Below are 20,657 nucleotides of genomic sequence, written 5' to 3' on the forward strand. Positions count from 1 at the left end.
TACCTGCTGTCTACCGGACCTCGGTGATCTCCGGGCCGCGCTGAAGCTGACCCATGCCACCGGAGAAGCGGGAGCCGCTCTCCTCCTGCTGGACCCCCTCGGGGACCATCTGGGCGTCGTTCGGCAGCTTCAGCACGATCGGGTCGCGGGGCGCCATCGGGCCCTCGCCGCGGACCACGACCGTGTCGCGGAAGATCTGCTCCAGCAGTCCGGCCGCCTGCGGCTGCACCGCGCCCTGGCCGGAGATGACCCCGCGCAGGAACCAGCGCGGACCGTCCACACCGACGAACCGCACGACCTGGAAGCCGCCCGTGCCGTCCGGCAGCTGCACCGGGACCTGCGCCCGCAGCTCCCAGCCCAGCGGACCCTCGACCTCGTCGATGATGCCGCCCTGCTGGGTGATGCCGCTGCCGATCTCCTCGCGCACCTCGCCCCAGATGCCCTCGCGCTTGGGAGCGGCGAAGGCCTGGAGCTGGATCGCGCTGTCCCGCAGGACGACGGTCGCCGCGACGATCGCGTCGCCCGCGACCTCGACCCGCAGCTCCATGCCCTCGACTCCGGGCACGAAGAGCCCGCCCAGGTCGACCCGGCCCTCGCCGGGCTCGCGCACCTCGGTGCTGTCCCACGGCCCGTCGGGCCGCGGCTCCGGCTCCAGACGCACGCGCTCGCGCGTGCCCTCGTCGTCCGCCTCGGTGTCGACGCCGTCGACGACCTGCTCGGGCTCGCCGGCCGCGTCCTCGGCGGCACCCTTCTTCTTGCGACGTCCGAACACGTCACTGTCCTTCCCGGTCGGATACGACCGAAGCGTATCTAGTCCCACCCGTAGTGCCGCCGTCGGCGGCCTGACCGCTTGTGCCGCGCCCGCCGTCCACGGCGGCGTGACCACCGGTGGACCCGAAGCCCCCCTCGGCCCGCGCCGAGTCGGGAAGCTCCGCGACCTCCTGGAAGCGGACCCTCTCGACCTGCTGGACGACCAGTTGGGCAATCCGGTCGAAGCGCTCGAACCGCACGCTCTCGCGCGGGTCGAGATTCACCACGATCACCTTGATCTCCCCACGGTACCCGGCATCAACCGTCCCTGGGGCATTCACCAGGGCGACACCGCAGCGGGCGGCGAGACCGGACCGTGGATGCACGAAGGCCGCGTACCCCTCCGGGAGCGCCACAGACACCCCGGTCGGCAGCACCGCCCGCTCCCCCGGCTTCAGTTCACAGACCTCGGTGGTGCGCAGATCCGCCCCCGCGTCGCCGGGGTGCTCGTACGACGGAAGCGGTACGTCCGGGTCGACGCGGCGGATCAGCACATCCAGGGGGGTGCGGCTCACGGGTTCACCTCGAAGGCGCGGGCACGGCGCACCTGGTCCGGGTCGCTCATCGCGGCCTGGATCTCCTCCGGGCGGCCGTTGTCGATGAAGTGGTCGACCTTGACCTCGATGAACAGCGCCTCGGCGCGGACGGCGACCGGGCCGTCGGGGCCGCCGACGCGTCCGGTGGCCCGGGAGTAGATCTTCCGCCCGGCCACCGCGGTCACTTCTGCCTCAAGGTGCAGCGTGGTGCCCACCGGCACCGGCCGCCGGAAGTCCGTCTCCAGCCGTCCGGTCACGGCGATGGTGCGCAGCAGCCAGTTCAGCGAGCCGAGGGTCTCGTCGAGCGCGGTCGCGAGGATCCCGCCGTGCGCGAGGCCCGGGGCGCCCTGGTGCTCGGGGCGCACGGCGAACTCGGCGGTGAGGGAGACCCCTTCGCCCGCCCTTGCCTGGAGGTGCAGCCCGTGCGGCTGCTCACCGCCACAGCCGAAACACTCGCCGTAGTGCGCGCCGAGCAGCTCACCGGGCGCGGGGGCGTCCGGGTGTCGCACCGGTGTCACGGCGTCGGCCGGGGGCTGAAGGCTTGCGGATGTACCACTCACAGGCGCAGACCTTACCCGCGCGTCGGCACCTTCCGGACACCGTGCCAAGCTTGGCTCCATGCAGCTCTCCGCCACCCCGTACGAAGAACGCCTCACCGCCCCCCGCTCGTGGTGGCTGATGTCGGTGCTGGTCGGCGTCTCCCTGGCGCTGATCCTGCTGCCGTTCGGCACCCTGCCGATGCTCGGCGGACTGGCCGGCGGCACCGCCGCGGCAGCCGTGGTGGCCAGTTCCTACGGCTCGGTCCGGATCCGGGTGGTGGCCGGTTCGCTGATCGCGGGCGAGGCGAAGATCCCGGTCAAGGCGCTGGGCGAGGCGGAGATCCTGGACGCCGAGGAGGCCCGCGCCTGGCGGACCCACAAGGCCGACACCCGCGCCTTCCTGCTGCTGCGGGCCTACATCCCGACGGCGCTGAAGGTGGAGGTCACCGACCCCGAGGACCCGACGCCGTACCTGTACCTGTCCACGCGCGAGCCGGAGGCGCTGGCCGAGGCCATCAGGGCGGCGAAGGCGGCCCAGGGCGACAGGCTCTAGCACACAGGGTCGAAGGGGTCCCCTCAGCGGGGACCCGGTGAGCGGCTCAGCGGGGGGATCTGCCGCGCCCCAGCCACTTGCGGCCCACTTCCCCGGTGACCTCGCCCAGCGTCAGCGGATCGGCGGGCGCCTCCAGTGCGGGGAGCTCCGCCAGCGCGTCCCAGGGCACCTGGATCTTGCGCAGATCGGCGCGGATCCGGTCGGCCAGCTTTCTGGTGTCCCTGCGGTTCATCAGCGCGCCCACGGCCGCGCCGACCATGAACGGCATCAGGTTCGGCAGGTTGCGCACCATGCGCTTCATGATCTGCTGGCGCAGCTGGTGCTTCATGTGGCTGTTCAGCGCCGAACTCACCGTCGACGGCCTGGTCACGTCGATGCCGCGCTCCCCCGACCAGGAGTCGAGGTACGCGGTGGAGCGCTGTTTGAGGTTCCCCGGCGGTCGTACGCCGTAGACCTCGTGGAGTTCGGCGATCAGCTTCAGCTCGATCGCGGCGACTCCGGTGATCTCCGTGGCCAGCTCCGCGGGCATCGCGGGCGGCACGGGCAGCATCGCCGCGGCGCCGATGCCCGCGCCGACGGTCGAGGTCGCGGCCATCGCGCCCGCGACAAGTTTGTCGGCGAGCTGCTCGGGGCCGAGCCCCGGGAACTGTCTCCGCAGGGTCGCGAGGTCCCGTACGGGCACACGCGGGGCGTTCTCGATGATGCGGTCGGCGAGGTAGGCGAGCCCCGCCTTGGCGCGGCTGCCGCCCTTGCGGACGCCTTCCCTGGCCTTGTCGCGCATGACCGCGGCGCGGCGCCGGGCCACGGGCGCGGGAGACTGCGCCGGCACCGGCAGATCGCCAGGGCCGGCCGCCGGTTCGAGCGAGGCCGATCCAATACCGGATGAGCCTCGCTCGTCGTCACGCGCGCCGTCCGGGCCGCCGGGCGGCCCTTGGTCCGCTCCCCGCGCGGGGAAGCGGCGCTTCCAAGGAGAGGTCGAGCCGGTCATGCCCGACCCGCCCTCAGTCGCAGTCGCGGCAGATCGGCTGACCGTTCTTCTCCCGGGCCAGCTGGCTGCGGTGGTGCACCAGGAAGCAGCTCATGCAGGTGAACTCGTCCTGCTGCTTGGGCAGCACCCGGACGGCCAGCTCCTCGTTGGAGAGGTCCGCGCCGGGCAGCTCCAGGCCTTCTGCGGCCTCGAACTCGTCGACGTCCACAGCGGAGGTCGACTTGTCGTTCCGCCGGGCCTTGAGCTCTTCAAGGCTGTCCGAGTCGACGTCGTCGTCGGTCTTGCGTGGGGTGTCGTAATCCGTTGCCATGTCGCTCTCCCCCTCTGGGTGTCTGCGGTGTCTCAGCGCACGTAACGCGTGAGAGGCCGGACTTGTGCCCGACCTGAGGCGGAGATTTTGCCTCACATCAAGGTCTGTTACTCAATCGACACCCAACCGGACTCCTCAAGAGTGATCGGCTTGGATGGCGAACGGGACCGTACACGGTCCTAACGCCGCAGTTCAAAGGCGTCTCACCGTGTACTTCCCGTGATCAAGACCCGTGAAAACCCGGATTTTCCCGGCTTTCCGACCGGTCGCATGATCACTCACAGTAGATGGCCGGAAATTCGCCCTTGTGATCGATCACACACGGTACAGCTCGGTTCGCGTTCAGAAAATTCCGCGCAAAGCGAACAAGCCCGAATGTCGTCCCGTCGACCTCACACCGGCAACGCCACTCTCATCTCCAGCCCACCGCCTTCGCGTGGCTGCGCCGCGATGTGCCCGCCGTGCGCCCGGGCCACGGACCGCGCGATGGACAGACCGAGCCCGACGCCCTTGTCACTGCCGGTCCGCTCGGTACGCAGCCGCCGGAAGGGCTCGAAGAGATTGTCGATCTCGTACGCCGGGACGACCGGCCCGGTGTTCGACACCACGAGCAGCGCCTGGCCGTGCTGGAGCTCGGTGGTGACCTCGACCCAGCCGCCCTCGGGAATGTTGTACCGCACGGCGTTCTGCACGAGGTTCAGGGCGATCCGCTCCAGCAGGACGCCGTTGCCCTGGACCACCGCCGGATCGCGCTTGCCACGGATCTCCACGCCCTTGGCCTCCGCCTCGCCGTGCACCTGGTCGACGGCCTGCTCGGCCACCTCCGCGAGGTCGACGGGCTTGCGCTCGATGATCTGGTTGTCGCTGCGGGCGAGCAGCAGCAGGCCCTCGACGAGCTGCTCGCTGCGCTCGTTGGTGGCCAGCAGCGTCTTGCCGAGCTGCTGGAGCTCCACCGGCGCGGCCGGGTCGGACAGGTGCACTTCGAGCAGCGTGCGGTTGATCGCGAGCGGGGTGCGCAGTTCGTGCGAGGCGTTGCCGACGAAGCGCTGCTGGGCGGTGAAGGCCCGCTGGAGGCGCTCCAGCATGTCGTCGAAGGTGTCCGCCAGCTCCTTCAGCTCGTCGTCCGGGCCGTCCAGCTCGATCCGGCGGGAGAGGTCGGAGCCGGCCACCGCGCGGGCCGTGCGGGTGATCCGGCCGAGCGGTGAGAGGACCCGCCCGGCCATGGCGTACCCGAAGGCGAAGGCGATCACCGCGAGGCCGAGCAGAGCCAGCAGGGAGCGGCTGAGGAGGGTGTCCAGGGCGTTCTGGCGCTGTTCGTTCACGCACTCGTTGAGCGCGTGGTTCAGCTCGTCCGCGGGCAGCCTGGTGGCGCCGAGGTTGCACATGTCGCTGGAGACCTGGCCGGAGAGGATCTTGAAGGGCAGGTCACTGCCGACGTTCAGCGCGCTCGCGGCGAGCAGATAGATGATCGACAGCAGCAGGATGCCGGCGATCAGGAACATGCCGCCGTAGAGCAGGGTGAGCCGTATGCGGATGGTCGGGCGCAGCCAGGGGAGGGGCTGCACCGGCCTTCTCGGGTCCCAGGTCGGTTTCGGCGGCGCCTGGGGCGGTGCGGGGGTCGATGCCATGGGGGGCTCAGATCCGGTAGCCGGAGCCGGGGACGGTGACGATGACGGGGGGCTCGCCCAGCTTGCGGCGCAGCGTCATGACGGTGACGCGGACGACGTTGGTGAACGGGTCGGTGTTCTCGTCCCAGGCCTTCTCCAGCAGCTGCTCCGCCGAGACGACCGCGCCCTCGGAGCGCATCAGCACCTCCAGGACGGCGAACTCCTTGGGCGCGAGCTGGACCTCCTTGCCGTCGCGGAAGACCTCGCGGCGGTTGGGGTCGAGCTTGATCCCGGCGCGCTCCAGGACGGGCGGCAGGGGGACGCTCGTACGGCGTCCGAGGGCACGCACGCGTGCCGTCAGCTCGCTGAAGGCGAAGGGCTTGGGGAGGTAGTCGTCGGCGCCGATCTCCAGGCCCTCGACACGGTCGCTGACATCGCCGGAGGCCGTGAGCATCAGCACGCGGGTGGGCATGCCGAGCTCGACGATCTTGCGGCAGACGTCGTCGCCGTGCACGAGCGGGAGGTCACGGTCGAGGACGACCACGTCGTAGTCGTTGACGCCGATGCGCTCCAGAGCGGCCGCACCGTCATACACGACGTCGACGGCCATGGCCTCCCGGCGCAGTCCGGTGGCCACCGCATCGGCGAGCAGCTGCTCGTCCTCGACGACGAGTACGCGCACGTCGCTTTTCCTTCCTCTGTCCACCCGCGTAGCGCCTCTCAGGGCGCGCGGGCAGGGGCCTGGTGGGTGTGTTGGCCTCCATCCTGCCCTTTTCGGCCATAAGTCGGCGGTAAGACGGGTGAGTGACGCATGAAGGACGGGTGTGAGGACCGGGAATGCCAGATTTTCTCGGCTGGTTGAGGTTTCCGTGAAACAGAGCGGGGGGAGGACGGCTTTACACCCCGCGATCACGCTCCGCTTGTGCCGCACCACCATGCGGTACAAGGCAATCCGCTTTCCGCAGAGCGGTCACCGTGATCGCCCCTTCCGAACGGCACACCCCCGTGCCACCGACCCACGACCCAGGACGAGGGGGCACAGCATGGACGCATTCACCGCAGGGCTTCTCCAGCGCATAAGGGCGACCGAGTCCGACCTGACGCGAGCCCGCGACGAGGGCGACGACTTCCTCGTCGAGGTGGAGCAGGGCGAGCTCGACGACCTGCGCCGCCTCGCCGCGGAGCACGGTGTGGAAGTCGGCGCGTACAGCGTCTGACCAGCACTCGCGCACAGGAGCGGGCCCCCGGCGAATCCAGCGCCGGGGGCCCGCTCTCGTGTGCTGGCGCTCCGCGTCAGTCGTGCCAGGCGCCGAAGTCCTCCAGCAGCCGCTGGAGGGGCTCGAAGACGCCCGGGGTGGCGGCGACCGCGAGATCGCCCGTGGGGCCCTCTCCGGGCCGTCCACCGGTCAGCGCGCCCGCTTCCCGGGCGATCAGGTCACCCGCCGCGAGGTCCCACGGGTGCAGACCCCGCTCGTAGTAGCCGTCCAGGCGTCCCGCGGCCACGTCGCACAGATCGACCGCTGCCGAGCCGGAGCGCCGGATGTCGCGCAGCAGCGGGATCAGCCGGTGGGCGACCTCGGCCTGGTGCAGCTTGACCTCGGAGACGTAGTTGAAGCCCGTCGAGACCAGCGCCTGCTCCAGGGGCGGCGCCGGGCGGCAGGCCAGCGCGCGCTCGCCGTCCCAGGCTCCCGAGGCCCAGGCGCCGCCGCCGCGGACCGCGTGGTACGTCTCCCCGCGCATGGGGGCCGCGACGACCCCGACGACGGTCTCGCCGTCCTGTTCGGCGGCGATGGAGACGGCCCAAGTCGGCAGCCCGTACAGGTAGTTGACCGTTCCGTCGAGCGGATCGATCACCCACCGGACGCCGCTGGTGCCCTCGGTGGAGGCACCCTCCTCGCCGAGGAAGCCGTCGTCGGGGCGCCGGTCGGAGATCAGGTCGGTGATCAGTTTCTCGGCCGCGATGTCCATCTCGGTGACCACGTCGATGGGGCTCGACTTGGTCCTGGCCACCGCGAGGTCGACCGGGCGGCCGTCCCGCAACAGGTCGCCCGCGCGGCGCGCGGCCTCCTGGGCGATCCGGAGCAGGTCCGAGTGCAGGGGGTCGGTCACGGGGCTCCTCAGGCGGTTGGGGCGGGGAAGGTGTCGAGGCTCGGAGCGGGCGTCACGGGCACTGGCCGGCCGTCGGCCCTGTCCGCTCAGGCGTAGGGGCTGTCCGCGCCCGCGGCGGCGGGCCGGGGGGCGCGCGCCGGGCAGCAGCCGACCGGGCACAGGTGGTGGCTAGCGCCGAGCGTGCCGAGGGCACACGCGGTGACCGGACGGCCGCTCTCGACGGCGGCCCGCTCCAGGGCCAGTTCACGGACGGCGGCGGCGAACCTCGGGTCGGCGCCGACGGTGGCCGAACGGCGCACCGGCAGGCCCAGCTCCGCGGCCTTCGCCGTGGCCTCGGTGTCGAGGTCGTACAGGACCTCCATGTGGTCCGAGACGAACCCGATGGGGGCCATGACGACCGCCGGGACGCCGGAGGCGTGCCGCTCCTCCAGGTGGTCGCAGATGTCGGGCTCCAGCCACGGGATGTGCGGGGCGCCGGAGCGGGACTGGTAGACGAGCTGCCAGGGGTGGTCGACGCCTGTACGCTCGCGGACCGCCTCGGCGATCAGCCGGGCCACGTCCAGATGCTGCCTGACGTACGCCCCGCCCTCGCCGTGGCCCTCGACCGGGCCGGAGGTGTCCGCGGCGGAGTCCGGGACGGAGTGGGTCGTGAAGGCGATGTGGGCGCCGCTCCGGACCTCTTCGGGGAGGTCGGCCAGAGACTTCAGCACACCGTCGATCATGGGCTCCACGAAGCCCGGGTGGTTGAAGTAGTGCCGCAGCTTGTCGATCCTCGGCGGCTGAAGGCCCTCGGCCTCGAGGGCGGCGATCGAGTCGGCGAGGTTCTCGCGGTACTGGCGGCAGCCCGAGTACGAGGCGTAGGCGCTGGTGGCGAGGACGAGGACGCGGCGGCGGCCGTCGCGGACCATCTCACGCAGGGTGTCCGTCAGATAGGGCGCCCAGTTGCGGTTGCCCCAGTACACCGGCAGGTCCAGGCCGTGGTCGGCGAAGTCCTTGCGCAGGGCGTCGAGCAGCGCGCGGTTCTGGTCGTTGATGGGGCTGACCCCGCCGAACAGGAAGTAGTGCTGTCCGACTTCCTTCAGGCGTTCCTTGGGGATGCCGCGCCCTCGCGTCACGTTCTCCAGGAACGGAACCACCTCGTCCGGGCCCTCGGGGCCGCCGAAGGAGAGCAGGAGAAGGGCGTCGTAGGGGCTGGCATCGAGCGCGTCTGGCATGCGTCCGATCCTGCCACCCGGCACTGACACCCGGGAAACGGCGGGGTGTCGACCTGAGTTCCGGACCGTCCGATCGGGTGCGTTAGGGTCACCTAACTCGTAAGCTGTATCGGCCACGTACACGCCTTACGCGGCGCCTTCGCGCGCCGCCTTCCACGCGACCGGAGACCCCGTGCCCAGCCCCTACCGCGCCCTGTTCGCCGCCCCAGGCTCCAAGGGCTTCTCCGCCGCGGGCTTCCTCGGTCGGATGCCCCTGTCGATGATGGGCATCGGCGTGGTGACGATGGTGTCCCAGCTGACCGGGCGGTACGGCCTGGCCGGCGCCCTGTCGGCCACCATCGCGCTGGCCGCGGCGGTGGTCGGACCGCAGGTCTCGCGGCTGGTGGACCAGTACGGCCAGCGGCGCGTACTGCGTCCCGCGACGCTGGTCTCGCTCGCCTCGGCGGCCGGGCTGCTGCTCGCCGCGCACTTCCGCTGGCCGGACTGGACCCTGTTCGTCTTCAGCGCCGGCATCGGTTGCGTGCCGAGCCTCGGCGCGATGATCCGGGCCCGCTGGGCGGCGCTGTACCGGGACACCCCGCAGCTGCACACCGCGTACTCCTTCGAGTCCGTGGTGGACGAGGTCTGCTTCATCTTCGGGCCGATCATCTCCATCGGTCTGTCCACGGCCTGGTTCCCGGAGGCGGGTCCGCTGCTCGCCGCCTGCTTCCTGGCGGCCGGGGTCTTCTGGCTGACCGCCCAGCGGGCCACCGAGCCCGAACCGCACCCGCGCGAGAAGCACGAGGGGCGCGGCGGCAGCGCCCTGCGCTCCGCCGGACTCCAGGTGCTGGTGGCCACGTTCGTGGCGACGGGCGCGATCTTCGGCGCGGTCGACGTGGTCACCGTGGCCTTCGCGGAGGAGCAGGGTCACAAGGGCGCGGCCAGCGTGGTCCTCGCCCTGTACGCGGCCGGTTCCTGCGCCGCGGGCGCCGTGTTCGGGCTGTTGCGCCTCAAGGGGGCGCCCGAACCTCGCTGGCTGCTGGGCATATGCGCGATGGCCGTGAGTATGATCCCCCTCCTACTGGTCGGAAACTTGCCGTTTCTGGCCGTGGCGCTGTTCCTTGCGGGGCTCTGCATCGCTCCCACGATGATCACGACGATGTCCCTCATCGAGCAGCACGTACCACGCGCGCAGCTGACCGAGGGCATGACCTGGATAAGCACCGGGCTCGCGGTCGGGGTCGCGCTCGGTTCCTCCGTGGCCGGCTGGGTGATCGACGCGGCCGGTGCGCGGGCCGGGTACGGGGTTCCGGCGGTCTCCGGGGCCGTCGCGGTCGCGGTCGGTTTCCTCGGGTACCGCCGGCTCAGCAGGCCGGCTCCGGGTCGGGGAGGCTCCGTTGAGCAGCACAGCGAGCGGGAAGAACGGCACGTGGCGTAACTGGGGCGGAAACGTCTCCGCTCGCCCCGCGCGGGAGGTCGAACCGGCCTCGGTCGAGGAACTGGCGGCCGCGGTACGGAAGGCCGCCGAGGACGGCCTGAAGGTGAAGGCCGTCGGTACCGGGCACTCCTTCACGTCGATCGCCGCCACCGACGGCGTGTTGATCCGCCCTCAACTGTTGACCGGTATCCGCAACATTGACCGGGACGCCATGACCGTCACGGTCGAGGCCGGCACCCCGCTCAAGAGACTCAACATGGCCCTGGCCCGCGAAGGTCTGTCGCTGACCAACATGGGCGACATCATGGAGCAGACCGTCTCCGGGGCCACCAGCACCGGCACTCACGGCACGGGCCGCGAGTCCGCCTCGATCGCCGCCCAGATCACCGGTCTTGAGCTCGTCACCGCCGACGGCTCGGTGCTCACCTGCTCCGAGAAGGAGAACCCGGAGGTGTTCGCGGCGGCCCGGATCGGCCTCGGGGCGCTCGGCATCGTCACCGCGATCACCTTCGCCGTGGAGCCGGTCTTCCTGCTGACCGCCCGCGAAGAGCCCATGTCCTTCGACCGGGTCACCCGCGAGTTCGACCAACTGTGGGCCGAGAACGAGCACTTCGAGTTCTACTGGTTCCCGCACACCGGCAACACCAACACCAAGCGCAACAACCGCAGCGCGGGCCCGGAGCGCCCCGTCGGGCAGCTCAAGGCGTGGTTCGAGGACGAGTTCCTCTCCAACGGCGTCTTCCAGGCGGCCCAGTGGCTCGGCCGCGCGGCGCCCGCCACGATCCCGGCCATCGCGCAGATCTCCAGCAAGGCCCTCTCCGCGCGGACCTACACGGACATCCCGTACAAGGTCTACACATCGCCGCGCCGGGTCCGCTTCGTCGAGATGGAATACGCCCTTCCGCGCGGGGCGGTCGTCGAAGCGCTGCGCGAACTGCGGACGATGGTCGACCGCTCCGGGCTCAAGGTCAGCTTCCCGGTGGAGGTGCGCACCGCGCCGGCCGACGACATCACCCTGTCCACCGCCTCCGGCCGGGACAGCGCGTACATCGCCGTCCACATGGCCAAGGGCACCCCGTATCAGCGGTACTTCACCGCCGCCGAGCGCATCTTCACCGCGTACGAGGGCCGGCCGCACTGGGGCAAGGTGCATACGCGGGACGCCGATTACTTCGCCGGGGTCTATCCCCGCTTCGGTGAGTTCACCGCGCTGCGGGACCGGCTGGACCCGGAACGGCTGTTCCAGAACGACTACTTGAGGCGGGTTCTGGGCTCGTAGCCGGGTCCACGACAGTTGGTTCCGATTCTGATGTTTAGGTGAAGTACGCCACTTTGAAGATCCCCAAATCCCTTGCCGCAGAAGGCCAACTCCCGTCCCTTGCGCCAATTCGGGCGGCGTGCCAATCCACGCACGTGGCCCAAATGGAGTACTGTTGCGAGCCCTGGGTCCGGTCTCCCGCCAGGGCGTCCGCGACCTTCAAGGACCGCCGGGAGGGGGCTAGTTGCACAGGGTGACGGAGTTGGTCACTTAGCGTTGCGAATAGGTAACCGTGCCATAACGGCGATCCAGGGCCCGTGCCCGACACGCCGGGCAACTCGGCAAGGTTGTGGCAGGCTGCACCCGGGCAGGCCACACTCGACTAGCGGAAGCAGCGACGCACGTGACGTCGGCAGGCACCACCCGGGAGGTCCCCATGCCCGAACTGCGTGTCGTGGCCGTCTCGAATGACGGCACACGGCTGGTGCTGAAGGCTGCGGACAGCACGGAGTACACGCTTCCGATTGACGAGCGTCTGCGCGCCGCCGTTCGCGGCGACCGTCCCCGCCTCGGCCAGATCGAGATCGAGGTGGAGAGCCATCTCCGCCCCCGAGACATCCAGGCGCGTATACGCGCGGGTGCCACGGCCGAGGAAGTCGCGCAGATGGCGGGCATCCCCGTCGACCGCGTCCGTCGCTTCGAGGGCCCCGTGCTGGCCGAGCGTGCCTTCATGGCCGAGCGAGCCCGCAAGACCCCGGTCCGCAGGCCCGGTGAGAACGCCGCGGGACCCCAGCTCGGCGAGGCCGTCCAGGAGCGACTGCTGCTGCGCGGCGCCGAGAAGGACACCGTGCAGTGGGACTCCTGGCGCCGCGACGACGGCACTTGGGAAGTCCTGCTGGTCTATCGGGTCGCGGGCGAACCGCACTCGGCGAGCTGGACGTACGACCCGCCCCGGCGGCTCGTCCAGGCCGTCGACGAGGAGGCACGCTCGCTGATCGGCGAGTCCGAGGACCTCGCCGCGCCGGAGCCCAGCTTTCCGTTCGTCCCGCGGATCGCGCGGCTGCCGCGCGACCGTCCGCTGGACCGCGCGCTCGACCGTGCCCACGACCGGGAGCGGCCGAGCCTGCCCCCGCCGACGCCCGAACCGGCCGAGGAGGCGGTGAGCGAACGGGACTCGCTGACCAGCCTGTTGGAAGCGGTCCCGAGCTTCCGCGGCGACCTCGTCGTGCCCGAGCGCCCCACGGAGACTCCCGCGCCGGAGGAACCCCCCGCCGCCGAGCCCGCGGCGGAGGAACCGCCCGCCCCCGCGGCGTCGGCCGGTTCCGCCTACGCGGACGTCCTGATGCCGCGTTCGGTGGGCAGCCACCGCGACCGCCTCATCGGCTCGACCGACCGCCAGGCCGAGGCCGACGGCGTCCGCCCGGGCCGCCGGGCCGCGGTGCCGAGCTGGGACGAGATCGTCTTCGGCACGCGGCGCAAGAAGCAGGAGTAGTCGGCCGCAGAAACGTCCGGGGCCCGCGCCGCTCGGCGCGGGCCCCGTCTGCATGCCCTACTGCGGGTCCGGCCCCACCGCCACCGGTCGCGACGGGTCGGCGGACCACTCCGACCAGGAACCCACGTAGAGCGCGGCCGGGATGCCGGCGACGGCGAGTGCCAGGACCTCGTGGGCGCCGGAGACGCCCGAGCCGCAGTACACACCGACCGCCGTGCCGTCCGTGGCGCCCAGGGTCTTGAAGCGCGCGTGGAGTTCCTCGGCGGGCAGGAAGCGGCCGTCGGCGGCGACGTTCTCGTTGGTCGGCGCGGAGACGGCGCCCGGGATGTGTCCGCCGACCCGGTCGATCGGCTCCACCTCACCGCGGTACCGCTCCCCCGCGCGGGCGTCCAGCAGCAGCCCGGAGCGAGCCAGGGCGGCGGCGCCGTCCGCGTCGAGCCGTCCGGTCGCGCCCGGGTTCGGCTGGAAATCGCCCTCGGCCGGTGCCGGCGCGGTGGTCTCCAGAGGGCCGTCCCAGGTCGGCAACCCGCCGTCCAGGACCCGCACGTCCGGGTGACCCGTCCAGCGCAGCAGCCACCACGCGCGGGCCGCCGCCCAGCCCTGTCCCCCGTCGTAGACGACCACCGGCCGTCCGGCCGAGACACCCGCGCGGCGCATCGCGGAGCCGAACTCCGTGAGGTCCGGCAGCGGGTGGCGGCCGGCCGTTCCGGGGGCCGAGGCGAGCTCTTCGTCCAGGTCGACGAAGACCGCGCCGGGGATGTGCCCGGCCGCGTACGCGGCCCGGCCGTCGAACGGCGGCTCGCCCGCCGCTCGAGCCACGCTCAACTGCCAGCGGACGTCCAGGAGCACCGGCGGACGCTGTCCTGCCAGGTCGTCGGCCAGTTCGGTTGCGGAGATGATGGCGTTCATGGCCACCATCCTCGCGTACGGGGTGGCCGCGACGTCCAGCTCCGGCTACTCTGCTCGGCCGGACAGCCCCGATCACGAGGCGTACGGGATCGGGCACATGCTGTACAGCCGATCGACACCCGTGGGCAAGCGCGCGGAAACGGACGAGAGACGGCACTCCGGGCATCCTCCGGAGACAGCGCGCGGTACGGCGGCGCGCCCGGGACGCGTGGCACCACGGGTGGTGCGAGCATCGGCACGGGGTCCGGAGAGCGGAATCGACGCGGCCACCGCGAGGGGCCGAGGAGAGAGTGACGATGACCGAGGCACGGGGGTCGGCCGGCCTGAACGGCGAAGCGCACGGCCGGCACGCGCCCGGCTCGCCCTGCTGGGTGAGCCTGATGGTGCACGGGCCGGCCGCGACCCAGGAGTTCTACGGCGAGCTGTTCGGCTGGGAGTTCCAGCCGGGACCGCAGCAGCTCGGCCCCTACGTCCGGGCGCTGCTCGACGGGCAGGAGGTGGCCGGAATCGGCCAGCTGCCCCCGGACCGGCATCTGCCCATCGCCTGGACGCCCTACTTCGCCTCGACGGACGTGGACCAGACGGCCGAGACGGTACGGCTGTGCGGCGGCACCGTGGGAGTGGGCCCCCTGGACGCGGGCGAGGCCGGGCGCCTCGCCATCTGCTCCGACCCCTCCGGCGCGGTCTTCGGGGTCTGGCAGGCGGCCGCCCACCTCGGCATCGCCCTCACCGGCGTCCCCGGCACGCCCGTCTGGAACGAACTCCTGACCTTCGAGACGGCCAGCGTCACCAAGTTCTACGAGACGGTCTTCGGCCACGAGCAGCAGGCCGTCGCCTCGGCGGACTTCGACTACGTCACCCTGCACCTCGGCGGCCGCACCATCGCCGCGATCCTGGGCCTCGGCCAGTCCCTCCCTCGCGACCGGGGCCCGCACTGGATGACCTTCTTCGAGGTCGCCGACACCGACGAGTCCACCGCCCGGGCCGTGTCCCTGGGCGGCCACCTCCTCAAAGCCCCGCACGACAGCGCCCTGGGCCGCATGTCCACGGTCACCGACCCGGAGGGCGCCCGCTTCTCCCTGCTCCAGAGCAGGCCGTGAGGCTCTTCTAGGCCGACGGCACCGGCAGTACGTCCGGCGACAGGGCCGCCGCTCGCGCCGTGGCGGCTGTCATACGGCGGCGATGATGGCGACGGCAGAGGACCTCGTAGCCGATGGCCTCGGACTGGTTGACGTCGCCCACGACGACCTGGGCGCCCTCGACGACCATGGCGCCGCCTATGGTGCGGGCGTTGTGAGTGGCGCGGGCGCCGCACCAGCACAGGGCCTCGACCTGGAGGACCTCGACCCGGTCGGCCAGCTCCACCAGGCGCTGGGAGCCGGGGAAGAGCTTGGAGCGGAAGTCCGTGGTGATGCCGAAGGCGTAGACGTCGAGGCTCAGGTCGTCGACCACGCGGGCGAGTTGGTCGATCTGCTCCGGGGCGAGGAACTGGGCCTCGTCCGCGATCACGTAGTCCGCGCGGCCGCCCTGGGAGAGGTGGTCGACCAGGTAGGCGTACAGGTCCTGGCCGTCCTCGACCTCCACCGCGTCCGTCACCAGGCCCAGCCGGGAGGAGAGCTTGCCCTCGCCCGCCCGGTCGTCCCGGGTGAAGATCATGCCGACCAGGCCGCGCGCCGAGCGGTTGTGCTCGATCTGGAGAGCCAGCGTCGACTTCCCGCAATCCATGGTTCCGGAGAAGAACACCAGCTCGGGCATGGGAGGTTGAGCACCTTTCGGTGGAGGGGGCGGACGGCGGTCAGGAGCGTACTTCGAGGAGCGGGACCAGTTGCTCCGCCGGGGTCATCGAACCGTGGTTGCCGACCATCGCGGACTCCTTCGGCTCCCGCTCGGAGGCGATGATCAGCACATCGTCGCGAGCGGCCGCGACCACGTCGCCGATCCGGGCGTACACCCGCTCGTCGATGTGCGGGCCGAACCAGCCCGTGGCGATCGCCTCCTCGCGCGAGGCCACCCAGAACTGCTCGCCGAGCACCTCGCGCCAGCAGGTCAGGACGTCGTTCTCGGCGCCCGGGACCGCGTAGACATGGCGCGCCCGGCCCTCGCCGCCCAGCAGGGCGACCCCGGCCCGCAGCTCCCAGTCCTCGTCGAAGTCGATGCGGTGCTGCTCGTCGAAGGGCACGTCGACCATGCCGTGGTCGGCGGTGACGTAGAGCGCGGTGCGCGGCGGGATCTGCTCGGCGAGGCGCTGGACGAGCCGGTCGACGTACATGAGCTGGCCGCGCCACATGTCCGAGTCGACGCCGAAGCGATGGCCCGCGCCGTCCACCTCGGCGTAGTACGTGTAGACCAAGGAGCGGTCCCCGGCGGCCAGTTGCGCGGCCGCCAGATCCATCCGCTCCTCCCCGCTCAGCCGCCCGTGGAAGGTGCCGCCGCTGAGCGCCACCTTGGTCAGCGGGGTGTTCTGGAAGGCCGGCGAGGACACCTGCGCGGCATGGACGCCCGCCTCGTGGGCGAGCTGGAAGACGGTGGGGTACGGCTGCCAGGGGCCCGGCGAGGTCCACGGCTGCCAGCGCAGCTGGTTCATCAGCTCGCCGGTGTCGGGATTGCGCACGGTGTACCCGGGCAGTCCGTGCGCCCCGGGCGGCAGTCCGGTGCCGACGGAGGCGAGGGAGGTCGCGGTGGTCGCCGGGTAGCCGGTGGTGAGCGGCCGTCCGGTGCCGCCCCGCGAGCTGGCCAGCAGCGACGTCATGAAGGGCGCGTCCTCGGGGTGCGCCTTCAGCTGCTCCCAGCCGAGACCGTCGATCAGGAACACGCAGTTCCGGTCGGCTGGGGTCAGCTCGCTGATCGCGGCGGTCATGCCGGGTACGTCCATACCGGCGGCCAGCGTCGGCAGCAGGTCGGCGAGCGAGCCGGTGCCGTACTCGGGCAGGGGGGCGGAGTCGAGGGGAAGCGGCTGCGGGTCGTGCTCCCAGGCGGGCTGTGCCATCAGCGGCTGACGTCCGCGGTCGCCTCGGAGAGGGACTGGGCGAAGGCGAGCGCCTGGCGCACCGTCTCCGGTCCGTCGCCGGCCTCGCTGACCCGCAGGCTGAGGTCGTCGGCGGTGGAGCTGCCGGTGTAGCCGTGGTCCGCCTCGCAGTTGGGGTCGCCGCAGGCGGCGGGCTCCAGGTCGATACGGGAGACGGCGCCCCAGCCGATGGTCAGCACGACCTCGCGGGGCAGGGTGCCCGGCGTGTACGCCTCCGGGTTGGCGACCACGCGGCTGACCACGACCGACGAGATCCGACCGATCTTGACCGACTCGGTGGACGTCGTGGCGTACGGGGTCGGCGAGGTGGTGTCCGCGGCCTGCTCGTCGGTGTGGCTGACGATGAAGCGGTTGTCGGTGAGGACCAGCACGGTGACGTGCCTGCGCACCTCGTTCTGGTCGAAGGTGGTCTCCTGATGGACCAGGTACGACCGGATGGGCTCGCCGCCCACGGCGGCCTCCACCGCCTCGGCCACGAGGGCCGGGTAGTAGCCGCTGCGCTCGATCGCCGCTCGCAGCCCCTGGGTCGTCGTACTGGTCTTGGCCATGGCCCCCATCCTACGGGGGCCCACTGACTGCGAGGGACCGCTCGCGCCGGTCAGTAGGCGGGGAGCGTGCGTGGGCCGAGGTCGTCGCGGGCGGGCGGCGGGGCCAGCCGTACGGTGGCGCCGAGCACGCTCAGCCCGTGCGGGGCGACGACGACCGGCTCCAGGGTCACCGCGACGACCTCCGGGTGGTCGTGGACCAGGCGCGACACCCTCAGCAGCAGTTCCTCCAGCGCGGGGGTGTCGGCCGGGGTGGAGCCGCGCCAGCCGAACAGGAGCGGCGCGGTCCGGATCGACCGCACCAGGGAGGACGCCTCGCGGTCGGTGACCGGGATCAGCCGGTGCGCCATGTCCCCGAGCAGCTGAGAGGCGGCTCCGGCGAGCCCGAACGAAAGTACGGCACCGGCCGCCGGGTCGATCACGGCCCGTACGACCGTGTCGACCCCGCGCGGGGCCATCGCCTGAACGACCGGCCGCAACTCCTCCGGCTTGCCGAACAGCTCCACCAACTCGGCGTACGCCCGCCGCAGTTGCTCCTCGTCCGCGAGATCCAGCCGTACGCCGCCCAGGTCGGCGCGGTGCCGCAGATGCGGTGCGGTGGCTTTGAGGGCGACGGGGTAGCCCACCGCGCGGGCCGCATCGACGGCGGCATCGGGGGTGGGCGCGGGGACGGCCTGCCGCACCTGGACGCCGTACGTCCCGAGCAGTTCGCAGGTCTCCTCGGGGCCGAGGGTGAGGCCCTGCCCGCGCGCGAGGAGGCCGTCGATCAGGGCGGCGGCTGCCCGCTCGTCGATGCCGTCGTACTCGGGGACCCGGCCGGGCTCGGCAGCCTCCCGTCGCCACTGGGCGTACTTCACGGCTTCGGCGAGGGCGCGGACGGCGCGCTCGGCGGCGGGGTAGGCGGGGATGAGGCGCCCGCGCGGGGAGGGCGGCTGGTCCCGCGGCGCGTCCGCGGGACCGGGGGCGGGCGCGGGGGGTGCGACCGGCTCCGGTCCGGCAGGGGCCCGGGGTGCGGTGCTGGTCGCCGCGGACAGTGCCTCCGCCAGCCCGCCCAGTTCCACGTGCACCACCAGCACAGGCTTCCCCGGCGCCTCCTCCGCCGCCGACCGCAGCGCCTCCGCCAGCACCGCATCCCCCGCTGAGGGCTCCCCGATCGCCGGGATCGCCGTGACGACCACGGCGTCACAGGTGTCGTCGGCCAGGGCCCGCGACAGGGCCCTGCGGAAGTCCTCCGCCGACGCCCCTGTCGTCAGGTCCAGCGGCGGCAGCGGCCGCAGGTCCTCGGCGAGGCAGGCGTCGTAGGTCAGCAGGCCCAGCGACTCGGAGTTTCCGAGGATCGCCACGCGCGGCCCGGGCGGCAGCGGCTGGCGGGCGAGGAGCAGCCCCGCGTCGACCAGTTCGGTGATGGTGTCGACCCGGATCACCCCGGCCTGCCGCAGCAGGGCCGACACCGTGTCCTGCGGCAGCCGCGTCGCCCGAACGGCGTGCCCCTGCGGGGCCCCTCCCCCGTGCCGCGCTCCCTGGACCACGACCAGCGGCTTGGCGGCGGCCGTCCGCCGGGCGAGCCGGGTGAACTTACGGGGGTTGCCGATGGACTCCAGGTACATGAGGGCGACATCGGTGTCCGGGTCGTCGTACCAGTACTGGAGGACGTCGTTGCCGGAGACGTCGGCCCGGTTGCCGGAGGAGACGAAGGTGGACACCCCGGTGACGCCGGTGACCCCACCGCCGCGGCGGTGCAGCCGGGACAGCAGCGCGATGCCGATGGCACCGGACTGCGCGAACAGCCCTATCCGGCCGGGCCGTGGCATCTCGGGCGCCAGCGAGGCGTTCAGCCGGACGTCCGCCGAGGTGTTGATGACGCCGAAGGCGTTCGGCCCGATGATCCGCATGCCGTACGCACGCGCGTGCCGGACGAGTTCGCGCTGGCGCTCCCTGCCCTCGGGCCCGCTCTCGGCGTACCCGGCGGAGACCACGACCAGCCCCTGGACGCCGTGCTCGCCGCACTCGGTGACGACTCGGGGGACCTGTTCGGCCGGCACGGCGACCACGGCGAGGTCGACATGTCCGTCGATGTCGCGCACCGAGCGGTACGCGGGCACGCCCGCGAGCTCCTTCAGCTCCTCGGGGAACGCCTGGTTCACCGCGTACAGGGCGCCGCGGTAGCCGCCCGCGCGAATGTTGTCCAGGACGCCCCGGCCGACGCCGCCGGGTGTCCGGCCGGCGCCGATGACGGCCACCGAGCCGGGTACCAGCAGGCGTTGCACGGACCGCGCCTCGGCACGCTGCTCGCGCGCGTACTGCACGGCGAGCGAGCGGTCGGTGGGCTCCAGGCCGAACTCCAGGCGCACCACGCCGTCCTCGAAGCTGCGCTTCTGGGTGTACCCGGCGTCCGTGAACACCTTGATCATCTTGGTGTTGGCGGGCAGCACCTCGGCGGCGAACCGGCGGATCCCGCGTTCCCGCGCGACGGCGCCGATGTGTTCGAGGAGCGCGGAGGCGACGCCGCGGCCCTGATGGGCGTCCTGGACGAGGAAGGCGACCTCGGCCTCGTCGGCGGGCGCGGAGGCGGGCATTCCGTCGGTGCCGATGCGGTCATAGCGTACGGTGGCGATGAACTCGCCGCCGATGGTGGCCGCGAGTCCCACCCTGTCCACAAAGTCGTGGTGCGTGAAGCGGTGGACGTCCTTGGCGGACAGTCGCGGGTAGGGCGCGAAGAAGCGGTAGTACTTCGACTCGTCCGAGACCTGCTCGTAGAAGCTGACCAGGCGCTCGGCGTCATCAACGGTGATGGGGCGGATGCGTGCGGTGCCGCCGTCGCGCAGCACCACGTCGGCTTCCCAGTGGGCGGGGTACTCGTACCGGTCCGAGGCGCTCTGCATGGGCCCCAGATTACGGCTCGCGTCCGACAACGGCGCGGGGCAATCTGTGGAGGACGGGTGCCGGATCGAGGCCGCGGTCCGGCGACCACACGGAACAGGACGAACGTCCGTTCCGGGCACGCTTCACGTTGTGGAACACTGGTCTAGACAACCTGAGCACCTGAAGGGCAGCATCACATGGCTGAGCGCCGCGTCAACGTCGGCTGGGCCGAGGGCCTCCACGCCCGCCCCGCTTCCATCTTCGTCCGGGCCGCCACGGCCGCAGGTATCCCGGTGACGATCGCCAAGGCTGACGGCAACGCCGTCAACGCGGCCTCCATGCTGGCCGTTCTGGGCCTGGGCGCCCAGGGCGGCGAGGAGATCGTGCTCGCCTCCGACGCCGAGGGCGCGGACGCCGCCCTGGACCGGCTGGCCAAGCTGGTCGCCGAGGGCCTCGAGGAGCTCCCCGAGACCGTCTGAGCAA

General features: G+C 71.8%; 21 protein-coding genes. 7 read left to right on the plus strand and 14 right to left on the minus strand.

Annotation, left to right across the window (positions count from 1 at the left end; genetic code table 11):
• Window positions 1-10: 10 nt before the first annotated feature.
• Genes BN159_RS12575 through BN159_RS12585 form a run of 3 tightly spaced genes read right to left on the minus strand, consistent with a single transcriptional unit; the run spans window position 11 to window position 1,906 of the window.
• Window positions 11-772 carry a DUF3710 domain-containing protein gene (locus BN159_RS12575; RefSeq protein ID WP_015657359.1) on the minus strand — a complete coding sequence of 254 codons (762 nt, stop codon included), beginning with the start codon at window positions 770-772 and terminating at the stop codon, window positions 11-13.
• Window position 773: 1 nt separating this feature from the next.
• The gene (gene dut / locus BN159_RS12580; protein ID WP_015657360.1) at window positions 774-1,325 is read right to left on the minus strand and encodes a dUTP diphosphatase; all 552 of its coding nucleotides are present in this window, start codon (window positions 1,323-1,325) and stop codon (window positions 774-776) included.
• A complete protein-coding gene (locus BN159_RS12585; protein ID WP_015657361.1) occupies window positions 1,322-1,906 on the minus strand; it encodes a PaaI family thioesterase in 585 nt (194 codons plus the stop codon). Before BN159_RS12585 ends, dut begins: the two co-directional genes overlap by 4 nt.
• 58 nt (window positions 1,907-1,964) lie before the next feature.
• Between BN159_RS12585 and BN159_RS12590 the strand changes: the two genes are divergently transcribed.
• On the plus strand, window positions 1,965-2,438 hold the full coding sequence (locus BN159_RS12590; RefSeq protein WP_015657362.1) for a DUF3093 domain-containing protein: 474 nt from the start codon (window positions 1,965-1,967) through the stop codon (window positions 2,436-2,438).
• Between the two features lie 46 nt (window positions 2,439-2,484).
• Here BN159_RS12590 and BN159_RS12595 read toward each other — a convergent pair whose 3' ends face one another.
• The 4 genes from BN159_RS12595 to BN159_RS12610 all read right to left on the minus strand — a co-directional run bounded on the left by BN159_RS12595 (window position 2,485) and on the right by BN159_RS12610 (window position 6,025).
• Complete coding sequence (locus BN159_RS12595) at window positions 2,485-3,426, minus strand: hypothetical protein (protein WP_015657363.1); 942 nt, start codon at window positions 3,424-3,426, stop codon at window positions 2,485-2,487.
• Between the two features lie 13 nt (window positions 3,427-3,439).
• Complete coding sequence (locus BN159_RS12600; protein ID WP_005481602.1) at window positions 3,440-3,736, minus strand: DUF4193 domain-containing protein; 297 nt, start codon at window positions 3,734-3,736, stop codon at window positions 3,440-3,442.
• 392 nt (window positions 3,737-4,128) lie between these two features.
• Window positions 4,129-5,364 (minus strand): sensor histidine kinase, encoded by a 1,236-nt coding sequence (locus BN159_RS12605; RefSeq protein WP_015657364.1) that lies wholly within the window; start codon window positions 5,362-5,364, stop codon window positions 4,129-4,131.
• A 7-nt stretch (window positions 5,365-5,371) separates the two neighbouring features.
• The gene (locus BN159_RS12610) at window positions 5,372-6,025 is read right to left on the minus strand and encodes a response regulator transcription factor (RefSeq protein WP_007385219.1); all 654 of its coding nucleotides are present in this window, start codon (window positions 6,023-6,025) and stop codon (window positions 5,372-5,374) included.
• Between the two features lie 361 nt (window positions 6,026-6,386).
• Here BN159_RS12610 and BN159_RS46165 point away from each other — a divergent pair, with 361 nt between their 5' ends.
• On the plus strand, window positions 6,387-6,560 hold the full coding sequence (locus BN159_RS46165) for a hypothetical protein (RefSeq protein ID WP_015657365.1): 174 nt from the start codon (window positions 6,387-6,389) through the stop codon (window positions 6,558-6,560).
• A gap of 76 nt (window positions 6,561-6,636) precedes the next feature.
• On the opposite strand, the gene BN159_RS12615 is transcribed toward BN159_RS46165, so the two are convergent.
• Both BN159_RS12615 and BN159_RS12620 read right to left on the minus strand, forming a co-directional pair.
• A complete protein-coding gene (locus BN159_RS12615) occupies window positions 6,637-7,452 on the minus strand; it encodes an inositol monophosphatase family protein (protein WP_015657366.1) in 816 nt (271 codons plus the stop codon).
• A gap of 86 nt (window positions 7,453-7,538) precedes the next feature.
• Window positions 7,539-8,666 carry a ferrochelatase gene (locus BN159_RS12620; protein ID WP_015657367.1) on the minus strand — a complete coding sequence of 376 codons (1,128 nt, stop codon included), beginning with the start codon at window positions 8,664-8,666 and terminating at the stop codon, window positions 7,539-7,541.
• A gap of 172 nt (window positions 8,667-8,838) precedes the next feature.
• On the opposite strand from BN159_RS12620, the gene BN159_RS12625 reads away from it, so the two are divergent.
• From BN159_RS12625 to sepH, 3 genes are all read left to right on the plus strand, one after another.
• Complete coding sequence (locus tag BN159_RS12625; protein WP_015657368.1) at window positions 8,839-10,083, plus strand: MFS transporter; 1,245 nt, start codon at window positions 8,839-8,841, stop codon at window positions 10,081-10,083.
• On the plus strand, window positions 10,043-11,362 hold the full coding sequence (locus tag BN159_RS12630) for a D-arabinono-1,4-lactone oxidase (protein WP_015657369.1): 1,320 nt from the start codon (window positions 10,043-10,045) through the stop codon (window positions 11,360-11,362). Before BN159_RS12625 ends, BN159_RS12630 begins: the two co-directional genes overlap by 41 nt.
• Before the next feature lie 415 nt (window positions 11,363-11,777).
• Entirely contained in the window at window positions 11,778-12,833 is a 1,056-nt protein-coding gene (gene sepH / locus BN159_RS12635; RefSeq protein WP_015657370.1) for a septation protein SepH, read from the plus strand.
• Window positions 12,834-12,890: 57 nt separating this feature from the next.
• On the opposite strand, the gene BN159_RS12640 is transcribed toward sepH, so the two are convergent.
• Window positions 12,891-13,742 (minus strand): sulfurtransferase, encoded by an 852-nt coding sequence (locus BN159_RS12640; RefSeq protein WP_015657371.1) that lies wholly within the window; start codon window positions 13,740-13,742, stop codon window positions 12,891-12,893.
• A 296-nt stretch (window positions 13,743-14,038) separates the two neighbouring features.
• Between BN159_RS12640 and BN159_RS12645 the strand changes: the two genes are divergently transcribed.
• Complete coding sequence (locus BN159_RS12645; RefSeq protein ID WP_015657372.1) at window positions 14,039-14,842, plus strand: VOC family protein; 804 nt, start codon at window positions 14,039-14,041, stop codon at window positions 14,840-14,842.
• Window positions 14,843-14,849: 7 nt separating this feature from the next.
• Here the strand turns inward: BN159_RS12645 and BN159_RS12650 are convergent, their stop codons facing one another.
• The 4 genes from BN159_RS12650 to BN159_RS12665 are packed head-to-tail and all read right to left on the minus strand — an operon-like array spanning window position 14,850 to window position 20,194.
• On the minus strand, window positions 14,850-15,497 hold the full coding sequence (locus BN159_RS12650; RefSeq protein ID WP_015657373.1) for a thymidine kinase: 648 nt from the start codon (window positions 15,495-15,497) through the stop codon (window positions 14,850-14,852).
• Window positions 15,498-15,537: 40 nt separating this feature from the next.
• Window positions 15,538-16,728 (minus strand): alkaline phosphatase family protein, encoded by a 1,191-nt coding sequence (locus BN159_RS12655; protein WP_015657374.1) that lies wholly within the window; start codon window positions 16,726-16,728, stop codon window positions 15,538-15,540.
• On the minus strand, window positions 16,728-17,315 hold the full coding sequence (locus BN159_RS12660; protein WP_015657375.1) for a DUF5998 family protein: 588 nt from the start codon (window positions 17,313-17,315) through the stop codon (window positions 16,728-16,730). Before BN159_RS12660 ends, BN159_RS12655 begins: the two co-directional genes overlap by 1 nt.
• A gap of 50 nt (window positions 17,316-17,365) precedes the next feature.
• Window positions 17,366-20,194 (minus strand): bifunctional acetate--CoA ligase family protein/GNAT family N-acetyltransferase, encoded by a 2,829-nt coding sequence (locus BN159_RS12665; RefSeq protein WP_015657376.1) that lies wholly within the window; start codon window positions 20,192-20,194, stop codon window positions 17,366-17,368.
• Window positions 20,195-20,371: 177 nt separating this feature from the next.
• Here BN159_RS12665 and BN159_RS12670 point away from each other — a divergent pair, with 177 nt between their 5' ends.
• Window positions 20,372-20,653 (plus strand): HPr family phosphocarrier protein, encoded by a 282-nt coding sequence (locus BN159_RS12670; RefSeq protein WP_015657377.1) that lies wholly within the window; start codon window positions 20,372-20,374, stop codon window positions 20,651-20,653.
• Window positions 20,654-20,657 lie beyond the last annotated feature (4 nt).

It is taken from the genome of Streptomyces davaonensis JCM 4913, assembly GCF_000349325.1.
Classification (GTDB): Bacteria; Actinomycetota; Actinomycetes; order Streptomycetales; family Streptomycetaceae; genus Streptomyces; species Streptomyces davaonensis.

Bases quoted from the DNA above. Each gene is read 5' to 3' on its own strand.
- BN159_RS12590 (WP_015657362.1), top strand. From the start codon at position 1,965: ATGCAGCTCTCCGCCACCCCGTACGAAGAACGCCTCACCGCCCCCCGC.
- BN159_RS12595 (WP_015657363.1), bottom strand. From the start codon at position 3,426: ATGACCGGCTCGACCTCTCCTTGGAAGCGCCGCTTCCCCGCGCGGGGA.
- BN159_RS12600 (WP_005481602.1), bottom strand. From the start codon at position 3,736: ATGGCAACGGATTACGACACCCCACGCAAGACCGACGACGACGTCGAC.
- BN159_RS12605 (WP_015657364.1), bottom strand. From the start codon at position 5,364: ATGGCATCGACCCCCGCACCGCCCCAGGCGCCGCCGAAACCGACCTGG.
- BN159_RS46165 (WP_015657365.1), top strand. From the start codon at position 6,387: ATGGACGCATTCACCGCAGGGCTTCTCCAGCGCATAAGGGCGACCGAG.
- BN159_RS12620 (WP_015657367.1), bottom strand. From the start codon at position 8,666: ATGCCAGACGCGCTCGATGCCAGCCCCTACGACGCCCTTCTCCTGCTC.
- sepH (WP_015657370.1), top strand. From the start codon at position 11,778: ATGCCCGAACTGCGTGTCGTGGCCGTCTCGAATGACGGCACACGGCTG.
- BN159_RS12640 (WP_015657371.1), bottom strand. From the start codon at position 13,742: ATGAACGCCATCATCTCCGCAACCGAACTGGCCGACGACCTGGCAGGA.
- BN159_RS12645 (WP_015657372.1), top strand. From the start codon at position 14,039: ATGACCGAGGCACGGGGGTCGGCCGGCCTGAACGGCGAAGCGCACGGC.
- BN159_RS12650 (WP_015657373.1), bottom strand. From the start codon at position 15,497: ATGCCCGAGCTGGTGTTCTTCTCCGGAACCATGGATTGCGGGAAGTCG.
- BN159_RS12655 (WP_015657374.1), bottom strand. From the start codon at position 16,728: ATGGCACAGCCCGCCTGGGAGCACGACCCGCAGCCGCTTCCCCTCGAC.
- BN159_RS12660 (WP_015657375.1), bottom strand. From the start codon at position 17,315: ATGGCCAAGACCAGTACGACGACCCAGGGGCTGCGAGCGGCGATCGAG.
- BN159_RS12665 (WP_015657376.1), bottom strand. From the start codon at position 20,194: ATGCAGAGCGCCTCGGACCGGTACGAGTACCCCGCCCACTGGGAAGCC.
- BN159_RS12670 (WP_015657377.1), top strand. From the start codon at position 20,372: ATGGCTGAGCGCCGCGTCAACGTCGGCTGGGCCGAGGGCCTCCACGCC.